Origin of the sequence: Microbispora sp. CL1-1 (genome assembly GCF_012034195.1) — a bacterium.
Lineage (GTDB): Bacteria > Actinomycetota > Actinomycetes > Streptosporangiales > Streptosporangiaceae > Microbispora.
The window spans coordinates 93,558-106,338 of record NZ_JAATEK010000015.1 but is presented as its reverse complement, the minus strand read 5'-3'; the positions used below and the strand labels follow the sequence as shown (position 1 = coordinate 106,338).

The window sequence follows — 12,781 nt, the reverse complement described above, 5'->3', positions numbered from 1 at the left end:
GACGGCGTCAGCGGGGTGGTCCGGGCCGGGCGGGATGGTCCGTGGTCACGGCTCAGCCGGGCGGGGGTGCCACTGCCCGCGCGACTTGAGCACGTCGCGCAGGCCGCTGATGTTGTCCGTCATGATCCCGTCGACGCCGAGATCGAGCAGGTGGGCCATGGTCACCGGGTCGTTCACCGTCCACACGTGCACCTGCATCCCGATCGCGTGCGCGGTGCGCACGAGGGCGCGGGTGGTCACCCGCAGGCCGCGGAACCCGATCGGCGCCTGCGCACACGGCACGCCCGCCCGGGCGAGCCCGGACAGCAGCCGGCCGTACCCGCCTCCCATCGCGGCCGTACGCAGGGCGGCCAGGCCGCGCGGGCCGAGCGAGAAGCAGACCTCCCGGTCGATCGCCCGCCGGGCCCGGGCCAGCCGCGCGTCGGAGAACGAGGTCAGGCACACCCGGTCGTACGCGCGGGTGCGTCGGATCGCCTGGGCCAGCGGCGCGATCGCGGCGCTCTCCTTGACGTCGATGTTGAAGCGTACGTCCGGCCAGGTGCCGAGCAGGTCTTCCAGCAGCGGGATCTCGTGCCGGCCGCCGATCCTGGCCTCGCGCACCTCACGGTAGGGCATCCGCGAGATGCGGCCGGTGCGGTCGGTGACCCGGTCGAGGGTGTGGTCGTGGAACGCGAGGAGGACGCCGTCGGCGGTCGCGTGCGCGTCGGTCTCCAGGTAGGTGTAGCCGAGCTCGACCGCCCGGGAGAAGGCGGCCATGGTGTTCTCGCGGGCCTCCGCCGCTCCGCCTCGATGCGCGAAGGCGAGCGGTCCGGGGTGGTCGAGGAACGCGAAACGGCGATGCACGAGAGGAGTATGCCGGGTTCCGGCGAAACAGTCAGCGCGCCAAGGTGAACATTTGCGTCACAAGAGTCCATTGTCATCTTCGGGGCGGAAGTTCCGCTTCACCGTGTCGCGGTTCACTCCGGGTCCGGCGGGGCCTGTACGGTTCGATCTTCCGGCAGGAGATCGGCCAGATGGGCGGTCATGTCGTCGATCGTCGGGTGGTCCCAGGGCATGGTCGGCTCGACCAGCACGCCGACCGTCTCCTCCACGTCGACGCACAGGCCGAGCGCGTGGACCGAGTCCAGGCCGTACGTGCGGAGCTTCACCGTCGGGTCGATATCGGCGGGCGGCAGGCCGAGATAGGCGGCCACCCGCTCGATCAGCCATCGGCGCAGGGCATCGGGGGACATCGGAGCGGAGGCGGCGCTCATGCGACGGTCTCAAGCAGGTCGTTGACCGCGGGTTCGAGTTCGGCGTGCAGCGGGGTGAGGCGGCCGCTGAGGAACAGCTCCCGCATGTGCCGGCGGCGGAGCTTGCCGCTGGTGGTCTGCCGCACCGCGCCACGAGGCACCAGCAGCAGGCTCAGCGGGATGCCGAACTCCCGCGTCACCCGATCCATGATCCGGTCGGCCGCTTCGCCGAGGTCGCCCGGCTGTCCCCGCCGCATCTCCTGGACCAGGACGACGTGTTCCCCGCCGTCGTGGCGTCGTACGCCGAAGGCGGCGCTGCGGCCCGCGGCCGGGTTGGCCCGTGCGGCGGCCTCCTCCAGGTCCTGCGGGTAGAGGTTGCGGCCGTTGACGATGATCACATCCTTGATCCGCCCGGTCACGTAGAGCTGGCCGTCGAGCAGGAACCCCAGGTCGCCGGTGCGCAGCCAACGGCCGTCGCCCGAGTGGAAGCCTGCGTGGAAGGTCGCGCGGGTCTCCGCCGGGCGGCCCCGGTAGCCGAGGGCGACGCTGGGGCCGCAGACCCAGATCTCCCCGATCTCGCCGTCGGCGAGGGGCCGGAGGCCGTCCGGATCGACGATCCGCAGGTCGAGCCCGGAGACCGGCCCGCAGGCGACCAGGGGCGTCCCCTCGGGCGCCGGGACCGCCCGGTGCCGTTCCAGCGCGGCGGGATCGAACCGCCGTACGGTCACGCCCTGCCCCTGCGGCACGCAGGTGACCATCAGGGTGCACTCGGCCAGGCCGTAGCCGGGATTCCAGGTGGCCGGCCGGAAGCCCGCCGGTGCGAACCGCCGCTCGAACGCGGCGAGCGTGGCGGCCCGGATCGGCTCGGCTCCGCTGATGGCCATCGCCAGCGTGGACAGGTCGAGCCCGGCGAGCTGCTCGTCGGTGATCCTTCGGGTGCACCAGGCGTACCCGAAGTCCGGCGACACGGTCCAGTCCGCGCCGTACCGGGTGATCAGCTCCAGCCAGCGCACCGGCCGCGCGACGAACGCGCCGGGCGACATGAACACCAGGTCGGCGCCCGCGTGGAGCGCCTGGAGCTGGAGGCCGACCAGGCCCATGTCGTGGTAGTGCGGCAGCCACCCGGCCAGCCGCCGCAACGGCCTGCGGGCCAGCAGCCGGAACAGCTCCAGGTTGTGCAGCAGGTTGCCGTGCGAGACCTCGACGCCGCGCGGGTCGCTGGTCGAGCCGGAGGTGTACTGCAGGTAGGCGAGGGTTCCTGCGGACATGGCCGGCGGGGCCCAGGCGTCCGGATCGGCGGGGGCGGTGTCGGGCACGCGGGCCGAAAGATCGGACAACCCGGACGCGTGCGCGTGATCGGTCAGGACCAGCCGCGCGCCGGCGTCCCGCATCAGCGTCCGTACGCGGTTCGCATGGGGTGCGCCCACGTCCGGCAGGGGAGCGGGGATCGCCGGCACCCGGGCGTACAGACAGCCGAGGAACGCCACCGTGAAGTCGAGCCCCGCCGGGTAGAGCAGCAGCACCGGCTCGTCGGTCAGGCCGTGTGCGGCGAGCCACACGGCGGTGGCGCGCGCCCGCCGGTCCAGCTCGGTGAAGGTGAGCCGGTCCGTGCCGCCGTCGTCCCGCACGAAGACGAACTCCCGATCGTCGCTGATGCGGTTCCGTACGTGTGTCACGAAATCGGTCATTCGGGCAGTCCCTCCCGTACGTACCAGGAGACGAGCCGGTCGAGGGTCGCGGGAGTGACGGCGGGTGGGGCCATCGCGTGCCGCCACGCGAAGTCGTAGTGGTGCCGGAAGTAGGTCGCGGTGTATTTGGCCCGCATGTTGACCACCGCCTCGAACCGGCCGAACGGCCTGTCGCGGATCTCTTCGGTTGTGGCGGCGACCAGTTCGATCGGCAGGCGGGCGTTGATCACCTCGAACAGGTCGCGCACCCGCACGGTGGCTCCGTTCACCACGTGGGAGACCGGGGACGGCCGGTCGGCGGCGGCGAGCGCGACCAGCCGGGAGACCGTCGTGTCGACGGGGGTCAGATGGAGGTTGGCGTCCGGGTGGCAGGGCAGGCGGACCCGTTCCCCCGGCGTGCGCCGGGCGAAGAAGGCGATCACCCGGAGGAAGTCGTACAGGCCGTAGTCGGTCAGCGCCCGCCCGGTGCGGGAGTGCCCGACCATCACGCCCAGCCGGGCCACCAGGGCGGCGCCCTCGCGGACGGACCGCGACCGGGCCAGCGCGATCTCCGCCTGCCGTTTGGAGTATTCGTAGAAGTTCCGGAACCGGTCCGGCGGGGCCTGCGACGGCCAGTCCTCGGGCACGGGGCCCTCGGTGTCGAGCCCGCACTGGTAGGCCGTCCCGACGAGGATGTAGCGCGAGCCGGGCCGGGCGTGCCGCTCGTACGTGGCCAGCGCGTTGGCCGATCCCGCGACGTTCACGTCCAGGAGCTCCTCCTCGCGGCGTGGGAAGAAGGTGACGAGCGCGGCGACGTGCCAGTAGACGCAGGGCTCGGCGAAGACCTCGGTGACCGGGAGGCCGAGGTCCGGCTCGTCCAGCGCCAGCCCGCGCACCCGCAGGCGTCCCGCCGGGGACTCGTCGAGGCCGAGGCAGCGCAGCGCGTCCGCGACCCGGCGGCGCACCACCTCGGCGGACGCGCGAGCGAGGGCGATCACCTCCTCGCCCCGGGCCAGCAGTGTGCCGATGAGATGAGAGGCCACGAAGCCGTTGGCCCCGTCGATCACGTGAACCCGCACCACGGCACCTTCCCACAAGAGGTAGCGGAAGGTAAAGTCACGATCGCTCACAGTGACACCAGGGAGGGTGCATGCTCAACGACCTGCAGCAGCGCAAGCTGGCTCATCTGTTCACGCTTCTGGACGTGGACGACGACGGGACCGTCGACAAGATGGACTACACCGCCTCGGCCGACCGGCTGGTGAACGCGTTCGGGTTCGCACCGGGCTCCACGGAGTCGCGGCGGGTCCGGGAGCGGTACGCGAGGCTGTGGGACGAGGTGACCCTGCCCATGGACGCCGACGGGGACGAGCGCGTCGAGCTGAAGGAGTTCACGGCCGGGTTCTACCGGTTCGTCACCCAGCCCGGCACGGGCTACCACACCCATATCGCGCCGGTCGCCGACGCCTTCTACGACCTGATGGACACCGACGGGGACGGGCGGATCACCCGGATCGAATACCTGCGGATGGCCGAGAGCGCCTTCCGCCTGTCGGAGGCGAACGCCGCCGTCGCGTTCGAGCGTCTCGACCTCGACGGCAACGGCTCACTGAGCCGGCAGGAGCTGCACGTGGCCAACGAGCAGTTCTTCCGCAGCCCCGACCCGGAATCTCGCGGCAACTGGCTGTTCGGCCCGCTCCCCGCGCTGGGCTGACCGCCGTACGGCGGTCCGGGGCGCGGAGCGAGGCCCGGGCCCTTGAAGGCGCGCGACTTTCAGGCGCGTGGCGGGGCTCGCGACTTCGAAAGACACGCGGTGAGGCTCGCGGCCGGCGCGGGCCGCGGGTCTCACCGCCTGGCGCGCCCGGGGCTGGACGCCGGCTATCCGGCCGCCGACGCCCACTCCTGCCGCCGGGCCTCCGCCATCGAGATGGCCGCGGCGACCGCCACGTTGACCGAGCCGACCCTGCCGACCTGCGGGATGTAGGCCACCGAGTCTGCCGCCTCCAGGCAGGCGGGGGAGCAGCCGTGGTCCTCGCTGCCGAGCACCAGGCAGACGTCGCCGCCGAGCTTGGCCTCGTGCAGGGGAACGGCGTCGCCGGTCAGCTCGACCGCGACCACCCGGAAGCCGTCCTCCCTGGCGGCGCGTACGGCCTCGGCGACCGGGACCGGCTCGTGCCACTCGACCAGCCGGTCGGTGCCGAGCGCGGTCTTCTGCGCCTTGGGATTGGAGGGCGGGGTGGCGTTGCCGGCCAGCCAGATCGTCTCCACGCCGAAGGCGGCGGCCGTACGGAAGATCGATCCGATGTTGAACGGACCGGTCACCGATTCGAGGATCAGCGCGAGACGGCCCTCGGTGTTGCGGCGCCAGGTGCGGTTGAGCCGTTTGACGTCGGTCGGCTTGAGCTGCCTGCGCGGGTTGGGAGTGCTCATCGGGCGGTCATCGCTCCTGAATTTCTGCGGTGCGGGCGTCGACCCGCAGGACGCGGTAGGCCGACCGGGAGGCCAGCCGGGACGTGGGCCAGCCCCGGTCGCCCAGCCAGCGCTGCAGGGAGTCGGAGCCGAGGTGTTTCTGCACGACCAGATAGGCGCTGCCGTCGGGGGTGAGCCGGTCGAGCCACCGGGTCAGCATCTCGTGGAGCGCGGCCTTGCCGATCCGGATGGCAGGATTCGACCAGATGGCCCGGAACCTGACGTCCTCGGGCATCTCGTCAGCATGCACCGACCTTACTTTGTCAAGGCCGACGCTCGCGGCGTTCCGCGCGCACAGCTCCACCGAACGCCGGTTCACGTCGACGGCCCACACCGTGGCCTTCGGCGCCCGTGAGGCCATCGTCAGCGCGATGGGCCCGTAGCCGCAGCCGAGGTCGAGCAGGTCGCCCTCGGCCGGGGGCGGCGGGACGGTCTCCAGCAGCACCCGCGTCCCCGGGTCGACGCGTTCGGGGGAGAACACCCCGCGGTCGGTCTCCAGCCGCAGGTGCAGATCCGGGAGGACCAGCGCGACCGAACCGGGCCGGCTGGCCGCCTGGGGACTCTCCTCGAAGTAATGGGCCACGTGCCCAAACGTACCAACGCCGGAGACCGGTGATCTCCGCGCCTGCGGGGGCGCTGCCGCCGGGATCGTGCCGTGTGCGGTCAGGGGATGCGGGCGCCGAGGAGCATCGCCGCGACTGCGGCCAGCAGGCCCGCGACGATCGCCGCGACGAGGAACCGCTGGGTGATCTCCTGGTGCACCACCTTGTAGCCGAGCGAGGTGCCGATCTGTGTGTACACGTCGCGCAGCTCGCTGCCCGACTCCGCGGTGTACGCCCGGCCCCCGGTGCCGTCCGACAGCGACTTCAGCGTGGCCTTGTTCACCGGCACCTGCACCGCCCGGTTGTCGATCGTCACCGTGCCGTCGGGCGTGCCGTACGCGATCGTGGAGACCGGCACCTTCGCGCTGACCGACGCCTCGATGGCCTCGTTGACCGAACGCCCGGAGGTGTTGTCGCCGTCCGACAGCAGCACGATGGCCGACGGGGGCGGATCGGTGACCGCCCGCTGGTCGAACGACCTGATCGAGTCGAGCGAGTTGAACACGGCCTCGCCGATCGCCGTGCCGGGCCGGGTGGTCAGGCTGGAGATCGCGGTGTTCACGGCCGCGTGGTCGGTGGTGGGGGAGATCACGACGGCGGCCGATCGGGCGAAGGCCACCACGCCGACGTTGAACCGCTCGGGCAGGTCCTTCACGAACTGCTGGGCCGCCTGCTTGGCCGCGACGAGCCGGCTGGGCGGGACGTCCGCCGACTCCATCGACAGCGACACGTCCACGGCGACCATGATGGTGGCGCGGTCGCGGGGCACCCTCACCTCGCCCGCGGGCCGGGCCGCGCCGAGGACCAGCAGGCTCATCATGACGAGGAACAGCACGGCCGGCACGTGCCGCCGCCAGGTGGGCCGCTCGGGCGCCACCAGCGACAGCAGCGCGAGGTTCGTGAAGCGCACGGTGTAGCGGCGGCGCGCGAACTGCGCCGCGACGTACGCCGCGACCAGCGCGGCGACCAGGACGAACAGCCAGAGCCACCCGGGGGCGAGGAAGGTCATGCGCCCGCCTTCCTGTTCGCGGCGCGGCGCAGCAGATGGGAGGCCCGCCGCTGGCGCAGCACGAACTCGGCGATGTCGAAAACCCAGTCGCGGTCGGTGCGCAGCACCAGGTGGGCCGCCCCGGCCCGGCGCAGCGCCGCCCGGGTGTCCTGCCGTTGACCGGCCGCCGCCTCGGCGTACCGCTGTCTGAGCGACTGAGACAGGTGGACGCCGCGCGAGCGCCCGGTCTCGGGGTCGGCGAGGGTGACGAACCCGACATCGGGCAGTTCCAGCTCGCGGGGATCGATGATCTCCACGGCGAGCACCTGGTGGCGCGCGGCCAGGCGGCGCAGCGGCGGCTCCCAGGAGTCGGGCGAGTCGAGGAAGTCGGAGACGATCACCCGCAGCCCGCGCTTGCGGTGCGCCGTCGCCATCATCTCCAGAGCCTCCCCGAGGTCCACCGCGCCCTGCGCGGGCGGCGCGCTCAGCAGCGAGTGCAGCAGAGCGTACAGCCGGGGCCGGCCCGGCTTGGCCGGATAGCGGTGCACGTCGTCGCCGTACAGGATGTAGGCGCCGAACCGGTCGCCCACCCGGCCGGCCAGGATTCCGATCGCCCCGACGGCGCTGATGACGAGGTCGCGCTTGGACATGTCGGCCGTGCCGAACTCCATGCTGGCCGACAGGTCGGCCACCGCCCAGGTCTCCAGCTCCCGGTCGGCGATCAGGTCGCGCACGTGCGGCACGGTCGTGCGCGCCGTCACCGCCCAGTCCATGCGGCGTACGTCGTCCTCGCCGGGCACGTACACGCGGCTGTCGCCCTGCTCGCTGCCCGGCCCGGGGATCAGGCCCTGGTGGCGGCCCTGCAGCAGCCCGTCGAGCCGCCGCACCACCGTCAGCTCCAGCCGCCGCAGCGCCTGGTCGGGGTTCGCCCCGCTCATCGCATGCCCTGGTTCCACACGACGAGCGGCGGCGGCACCGCCTGCAGCACCCGGCGTACGACGTCGTCGGGGTCCACCTCGTCGGCCAGCGCGTCGAAGGTGAGCATCAGCCGGTGGGACATGACGTCGACCGCCACGTCGCGGACGTCGTCGGGCAGCAGGTAGTCGCGCCCGCGCAGCAGGGCCAGGGCACGCCCGGCCGCGATCAGGCCCAGCGTCGCCCGGGGGCTCACCCCGATCTCGATCGTGTCCTGCAGGTCGGCCAGGCCGTAGTCCACCGGGGCGCGCGTGGCCATGACCAGCCGTACGACGTAGTCGGCCACGAGCTGGTGCACCGAGACCTCCTCGGCCAGGTCCTGCAGCCGCACCAGCGTGGCCGGGTCGAGCACCGGCCTGGGCACGGGCGGGCGCACGCTCATCCGCTGCAGGATCTCCAGCTCCTCGTGCGCGCTCGGGTGGGACACGCGCACCTTGAACAGGAACCGGTCGCGCTGCACCTCGGGCAGCGGGTAGACGCCCTCCGACTCGATCGGGTTCTGCGTCGCCAGCACGATGAACGGCCGGGGCAGCGGGTGGGTGCGCCCTGCGAGCGTGACCTGCCGCTCGGCCATCACCTCCAGCAGGGCCGACTGCACCTTCGCCGGAGCGCGGTTGATCTCGTCGGCGAGCAGGAAGTTGACGAACACCGGCCCGAGCTCGACGTCGAACCGCTCCGAGCTCGGGTGGTAGACGCGGGTGCCGACGATGTCGCTGGGCACCAGGTCGGGGGTGAACTGGATGCGGGCGAACGTGCCGCCCACGACGGTGGCCAGCGTCGAGGCGGCCAGCGTCTTGGCGACCCCCGGGACGCCTTCGAGCAGGCAGTGCCCACGGGCGAGCAGCGCCACCAGCAGCCGCTCCACCATGTGGTCCTGGCCGACGATCACTCGCCGGACCTCGGCCAGCGCCTCCCGCAGGGCGTCCAGCCGCGCTTCGCCCTCCTCCTGCTCCGTCACGCCCTCGCCGGGCTCCGGGTCACTGCGTTCATCGGCAACGGTCATGCTCGTTATTCAATCGTGACTCGGCTGGAGAATCCATTTCTCTCCCATTTGCCCGTCCCGGCGCGTGCCACACCCCCTGACGCGCCCGTGTGTTTTCATGTGGGTGATGGTGACTCCGCTGCAGTACGGCGATCCGCCCCACGTGGGGCCGTTCGCGCTGCAGGCGCGTCTGCAGACGGCCCCGGCCGGGCTCGTCTACCTGGGCCAGGCGCCGGACGGACGGGTGGTGTCGGTGGCCGTCCTGTCCAGCGGCGCCGCCCTCGACGCCGCCGCAAGGGACCGGTTCGTCACCGCGATCAAGGAGGCGCAGAGCAACGCGGCCAGGCAGGCACAAGGCTGGATGGGCGTACGCGGGTGGGGCGCCTCCCTGGTCGACCGGGTGCGCGGCCGGGTGCCCCCCGACACGCCTCCCGTGCTGGCGATGCAGGGCGGTCCCGCGCCCTGGGTGGCCGTGCCGTACGTGCCGAACGGGCCGGGGGCCGAGCGGTTCCTCGACCCGGTCCCCGTGTCCGGCACGCTGATCGGGCGGCGGCACGGGCCCGACTTCGCGCACTACTGGCTGGGCGACCGCACTCCCGCGCTGCCCGCCCCGCCCGCGCCGCCCCCGCCGCCGGTGGCCACCCGGCGCGCGGTCGTGCTCGCCTCGACGCTGCTGGCCACGCTCGTGCTCGCGCTGCTGCTGGTCACCTGGATGCTGCTGTTCCGCAGCGAGGAGGACCCGGAGCCGCCCCGGCCGCTGCCGAACACGCAGTTCGTGCCCACTCCGCCGCCCGAGCCCGCCTCGCCCGAGCCGCAGCAGCCCACTCCCGGCCCGTCCGGCAGCGGCGACGGCAGCGAGAGCCCCTGGCCGGACGAGCTCTTCGACGGCCGCGGCCCCATCTGACGCACCCGTCAGGCGCTGGTGAACACCAGCGACGCGTTGTGCCCGCCGAAGCCGAAGGAGTTCACCAGTCCGGCCGTCCATCGGCCGCTGCGCGGCGCGCCGGCCACCAGGTCGAGCTTCACCTCCGGGTCCGGGACGTCGAGGTTGCGGATCGCGGGGATCACCCCGTCGCGGAGGCCGAGCACGGTGGCGATCGCGCCCAGCGACCCGGCCGCGCCGCACAGGTGACCGGTCATCGACTTGATCGCGGTGACCGCCGGGTGCGTGCCGATCGCCTCGGCGATCGAGGCGTTCTCGGTCAGGTCGCCCGTGGGCGTCGAGGTGGCGTGGGCGTTCACGTAGCCCACGTCGAGCGCGTCCAGATCGGCGTCGGCAAGGGCGAGCCGCATCGCGCGCGCCTGTCCCGCCGCGTCGGCGGCGGTGATGTGGTGGGCGTCGGAGGTGACCCCGGCGCCGGCGAGGGCGGCGTGCACCCGGGCGCCGCGGGCGGCGGCGAACTCCTCGCGTTCCAGCACCACCAGCGCGGCACCCTCGCCCAGCACGAAGCCGTCGCGCCCCACGTCGAACGGCCGCGACGCCTCCTGCGGCGCGTCGTTGCGCTGGGACACGGCCTTGGCCTGGGCGAACCCGGCCAGGGTCAGCGGGTGGACACACGCCTCCGCGCCGCCCGCGATCACCACGTCGGCGCGCCCGAGCCGGATGAGGTCGAGGCCCATCGCGATCGCCTCGGCGCCGGTGGCGCACGCGCTCACCGGCGTGTGCGCGCCTCCGCGCGCGCCGAGCTCGATGCTGACCACCGCCGCCGGTCCGTTGGGCATCAGCATCGGCACCGTGTAGGGCGAGATCCGGCGCGGCCCCGACCTTTCGAGGATCTCGTTCTGCGTCAGCGTGGTGAGGACGCCGCCGACCCCTGTGCCGATCACCACGGCGAGGCGCTCGGGCTCGACACCGGGCGCGCCCGCGTCCGCCCACGCCTCCCGCGCGGCGACCAGCGCCGCCTGCTGGCAGCGGTCGAGCCGCCGCGCCGCCACCCGGCCCAGCACCTCGGCGGGGTCCACCTGCAGCCGGCCGGCGATCCGTACGGGCAGGCCCTCGGCCCAGTCGTCCTGGATCAGGCGGATGCCCGACCGTCCTTCCAGCAGGCCCGCCCAGGTGGCGGCCACGTCCCCGCCGAGCGGCGTGGTGGCGCCCAGCCCGGTGACCGACACCCGCGTCCTGATCCCGTCTCCCATCGACGACCCCCTGCTCTGTGCTGGCCGCACCGGCTGGTTCTCCATCGCGGTGCGCTTTCCGGATCTCACGCTGCCGCAGCGCCACCATTTCGGTCAGGCGTGATGATCAACCAAAAAGCCGCGGAAGATTTGTGGATGCCGTGCTGCCCGCCCCCGCTCGGCACCGGGCCGTGGTCCGCCTGCCGTGAAGCGGCATGCGAATCTCGTGGACGTCTTTTTGAAGGGCAATAGGCTCGGATACGTCGCTATACGTCGAAAAGATAAGGGAGGCCCGTAATTGGTGATCATCGCTCAGGAGACGGCGTTCGACGAGGCGGAGGTGTTCGAGCTCTACGACTCGGTCGGCTGGCACCCATGGACGCGCGATATCGCTCGGGTGTGCCGGAGCCTGGCCAACTCGCACCTGGTCATCACCGCCAGAGACGAGTCGGGCCGACTGCTCGGCCTGGCACGGACGGTGTCCGACGACGAGATCGTCTGTTATGTGCAGGAGCTGCTGGTCAATGCCCGGCACCACGGCAAGGGCGTCGGCCGCCGGCTGCTGGAGCACCTCAAGGACCGGTACGCGCATTGCCGCTACTTCGTCCTGACCACCGACCACGAATCCACTTCGGAAGGCCCCGCCAACCACGCCTTCTACCGCCGCCTCGGGCTGATCGAGCACCACGAGCAGGGCCTGTCGGCCTTCGGCCTGCGGGTGCGCGACCCGCGGAGCCTCTAGGTCCTCCGGGCGCGTTCGCGCAGGAGCTCGACACGTACCTGGCTGTGCTGCCGGGAGGTGCCGGCGCGCCGTCGAGGAACCTTCGCCAGGCCGATCAGCCGGCCTGGGAGTCGCCCGGCAGGTCGTCCGGCCACACGCGCCCGGCGAGCCGGCCGCGCGGTCCCGGGACCCCACGTCGATGATCATCCGGTCGGCGACGAGGCCCTTGGTCTCGTCGAACGGACCTTCGGTCACCGGCGGGCGAGGCGCTCACGCTCGGCCCGCCGCCGCACCAGCTCCTCGACCGCGCTCGGCAGGGTCGTCTCGAAGTCGATCAGCTTCGCCCATGTCGGCGTCACCACGATCCTGACCATGCCGTCGTAGAGCGAGCGGACCTCGGCCTCCCATTCGACCCGCTGCTCGGGCGTCATCGTGTACGAGCCGTTCATCTGGAGGTACTCGTCCGGGATACCGTCGACGACGTCCAGTTGGGCCCGGCCGCGGATCAGCAGGATCCTGGGCGGGTGCACCTCGGTGTCGATCGTCAGGGCGACCATCGGGTTCTCGCGCAGGGCCGGGAGCTTCGGAGCGTTCTTCGTGGTGCACATGACGATCTCCGATCCGTTCCAGGTGAACGCGATCGGGACGTTCCGGGGCGTGCCGTCCTTGGCCACGTAGGCCAGCCGGGTCACGTCGCGTGCCAGCAGCTCTCGGCTGATCGGCCGGTCCAGGATCTCGATGATCTCGCTCGCTCGCATAGCCGTCCCTCCAGGGTCGTTGTCGTGATCCACCTCAGGGACGGAGCCGTCGGAGCATTCTCGACATCCGCCGGCCCCCGAATTCCCAACTTTTCCGGTGCCCACCGCCATGACAGCCCAGCCACACCGCCGAACCGGGCCGCCGCCGGCGTCATCAGGCTCGCGGCGCTTCCCTCGGCCGGTCAGGCCGGGTGAGATTGCGTGCCGTTCCCGCGGTCGCGCCGGGCCACGCGGTTCGTCTTGCATCAGCCGGGCCTGAACGGGGCTCAGCC

Annotated in this window: 14 protein-coding genes; 3 read left to right on the top strand and 11 right to left on the bottom strand. The window is 72.3% G+C overall.

Translation table 11 applies throughout. The features are described 5' to 3' along the window. Window positions 1–45: 45 nt before the first annotated feature. From HCK04_RS19530 to HCK04_RS19515, 4 genes are all read right to left on the bottom strand, one after another. Window positions 46–843 carry a glycerophosphodiester phosphodiesterase gene (locus tag HCK04_RS19530; protein WP_221889937.1) on the bottom strand — a complete coding sequence of 266 codons (798 nt, stop codon included), beginning with the start codon at window positions 841–843 and terminating at the stop codon, window positions 46–48. A 113-nt stretch (window positions 844–956) separates the two neighbouring features. Then, on the bottom strand, window positions 957–1,253 hold the full coding sequence (locus HCK04_RS19525) for an acyl carrier protein (RefSeq protein ID WP_205830452.1): 297 nt from the start codon (window positions 1,251–1,253) through the stop codon (window positions 957–959). Beyond that, window positions 1,250–2,920, bottom strand: coding sequence for a fatty acyl-AMP ligase (locus tag HCK04_RS19520; protein ID WP_142648800.1), 1,671 nt, complete (start codon window positions 2,918–2,920; stop codon window positions 1,250–1,252). Before HCK04_RS19520 ends, HCK04_RS19525 begins: the two co-directional genes overlap by 4 nt. After that, a complete protein-coding gene (locus HCK04_RS19515) occupies window positions 2,917–3,978 on the bottom strand; it encodes an SDR family oxidoreductase (protein WP_168066070.1) in 1,062 nt (353 codons plus the stop codon). The genes HCK04_RS19520 and HCK04_RS19515 overlap by 4 nt, the downstream gene beginning before the upstream one ends. 71 nt (window positions 3,979–4,049) lie before the next feature. On the opposite strand from HCK04_RS19515, the gene HCK04_RS19510 reads away from it, so the two are divergent. Then, window positions 4,050–4,613: an EF-hand domain-containing protein gene (locus tag HCK04_RS19510; RefSeq protein WP_142648798.1), complete on the top strand. Its 564-nt coding sequence runs from the start codon at window positions 4,050–4,052 to the stop codon at window positions 4,611–4,613. Window positions 4,614–4,777: 164 nt separating this feature from the next. On the opposite strand, the gene HCK04_RS19505 is transcribed toward HCK04_RS19510, so the two are convergent. The 5 genes from HCK04_RS19505 to HCK04_RS19485 all read right to left on the bottom strand — a co-directional run bounded on the left by HCK04_RS19505 (window position 4,778) and on the right by HCK04_RS19485 (window position 8,936). After that, complete coding sequence (locus HCK04_RS19505) at window positions 4,778–5,329, bottom strand: RNA methyltransferase (protein WP_142648797.1); 552 nt, start codon at window positions 5,327–5,329, stop codon at window positions 4,778–4,780. Window positions 5,330–5,336: 7 nt separating this feature from the next. After that, entirely contained in the window at window positions 5,337–5,951 is a 615-nt protein-coding gene (locus HCK04_RS19500) for a methyltransferase (RefSeq protein WP_142648796.1), read from the bottom strand. Window positions 5,952–6,031: 80 nt separating this feature from the next. Then, window positions 6,032–6,979: a VWA domain-containing protein gene (locus tag HCK04_RS19495; RefSeq protein WP_142648795.1), complete on the bottom strand. Its 948-nt coding sequence runs from the start codon at window positions 6,977–6,979 to the stop codon at window positions 6,032–6,034. Further along, entirely contained in the window at window positions 6,976–7,896 is a 921-nt protein-coding gene (locus HCK04_RS19490) for a DUF58 domain-containing protein (RefSeq protein WP_142648794.1), read from the bottom strand. Before HCK04_RS19490 ends, HCK04_RS19495 begins: the two co-directional genes overlap by 4 nt. Then, the gene (locus HCK04_RS19485; protein ID WP_142648793.1) at window positions 7,893–8,936 is read right to left on the bottom strand and encodes an AAA family ATPase; all 1,044 of its coding nucleotides are present in this window, start codon (window positions 8,934–8,936) and stop codon (window positions 7,893–7,895) included. The genes HCK04_RS19490 and HCK04_RS19485 overlap by 4 nt, the downstream gene beginning before the upstream one ends. 106 nt (window positions 8,937–9,042) lie before the next feature. On the opposite strand from HCK04_RS19485, the gene HCK04_RS19480 reads away from it, so the two are divergent. Then, window positions 9,043–9,819 (top strand): hypothetical protein, encoded by a 777-nt coding sequence (locus HCK04_RS19480; RefSeq protein WP_240971589.1) that lies wholly within the window; start codon window positions 9,043–9,045, stop codon window positions 9,817–9,819. An 8-nt stretch (window positions 9,820–9,827) separates the two neighbouring features. Here HCK04_RS19480 and HCK04_RS19475 read toward each other — a convergent pair whose 3' ends face one another. Continuing rightward, the gene (locus HCK04_RS19475) at window positions 9,828–11,051 is read right to left on the bottom strand and encodes a beta-ketoacyl-[acyl-carrier-protein] synthase family protein (protein WP_142648856.1); all 1,224 of its coding nucleotides are present in this window, start codon (window positions 11,049–11,051) and stop codon (window positions 9,828–9,830) included. A 280-nt stretch (window positions 11,052–11,331) separates the two neighbouring features. On the opposite strand from HCK04_RS19475, the gene HCK04_RS19470 reads away from it, so the two are divergent. Further along, window positions 11,332–11,772 (top strand): GNAT family N-acetyltransferase, encoded by a 441-nt coding sequence (locus HCK04_RS19470; protein ID WP_260617339.1) that lies wholly within the window; start codon window positions 11,332–11,334, stop codon window positions 11,770–11,772. A gap of 230 nt (window positions 11,773–12,002) precedes the next feature. Here HCK04_RS19470 and HCK04_RS19465 read toward each other — a convergent pair whose 3' ends face one another. Continuing rightward, the gene (locus tag HCK04_RS19465) at window positions 12,003–12,509 is read right to left on the bottom strand and encodes a pyridoxamine 5'-phosphate oxidase family protein (protein ID WP_142648791.1); all 507 of its coding nucleotides are present in this window, start codon (window positions 12,507–12,509) and stop codon (window positions 12,003–12,005) included. Between the last annotated feature and the right edge of the window lie 272 nt (window positions 12,510–12,781).

Bases quoted from the DNA above. Each gene is read 5' to 3' on its own strand.
- HCK04_RS19525 (WP_205830452.1), bottom strand. From the start codon at position 1,253: ATGAGCGCCGCCTCCGCTCCGATGTCCCCCGATGCCCTGCGCCGATGG.
- HCK04_RS19520 (WP_142648800.1), bottom strand. From the start codon at position 2,920: ATGACCGATTTCGTGACACACGTACGGAACCGCATCAGCGACGATCGG.
- HCK04_RS19510 (WP_142648798.1), top strand. From the start codon at position 4,050: ATGCTCAACGACCTGCAGCAGCGCAAGCTGGCTCATCTGTTCACGCTT.
- HCK04_RS19505 (WP_142648797.1), bottom strand. From the start codon at position 5,329: ATGAGCACTCCCAACCCGCGCAGGCAGCTCAAGCCGACCGACGTCAAA.
- HCK04_RS19495 (WP_142648795.1), bottom strand. From the start codon at position 6,979: ATGACCTTCCTCGCCCCCGGGTGGCTCTGGCTGTTCGTCCTGGTCGCC.
- HCK04_RS19490 (WP_142648794.1), bottom strand. From the start codon at position 7,896: ATGAGCGGGGCGAACCCCGACCAGGCGCTGCGGCGGCTGGAGCTGACG.
- HCK04_RS19485 (WP_142648793.1), bottom strand. From the start codon at position 8,936: ATGACCGTTGCCGATGAACGCAGTGACCCGGAGCCCGGCGAGGGCGTG.
- HCK04_RS19480 (WP_240971589.1), top strand. From the start codon at position 9,043: ATGGTGACTCCGCTGCAGTACGGCGATCCGCCCCACGTGGGGCCGTTC.
- HCK04_RS19475 (WP_142648856.1), bottom strand. From the start codon at position 11,051: ATGGGAGACGGGATCAGGACGCGGGTGTCGGTCACCGGGCTGGGCGCC.
- HCK04_RS19465 (WP_142648791.1), bottom strand. From the start codon at position 12,509: ATGCGAGCGAGCGAGATCATCGAGATCCTGGACCGGCCGATCAGCCGA.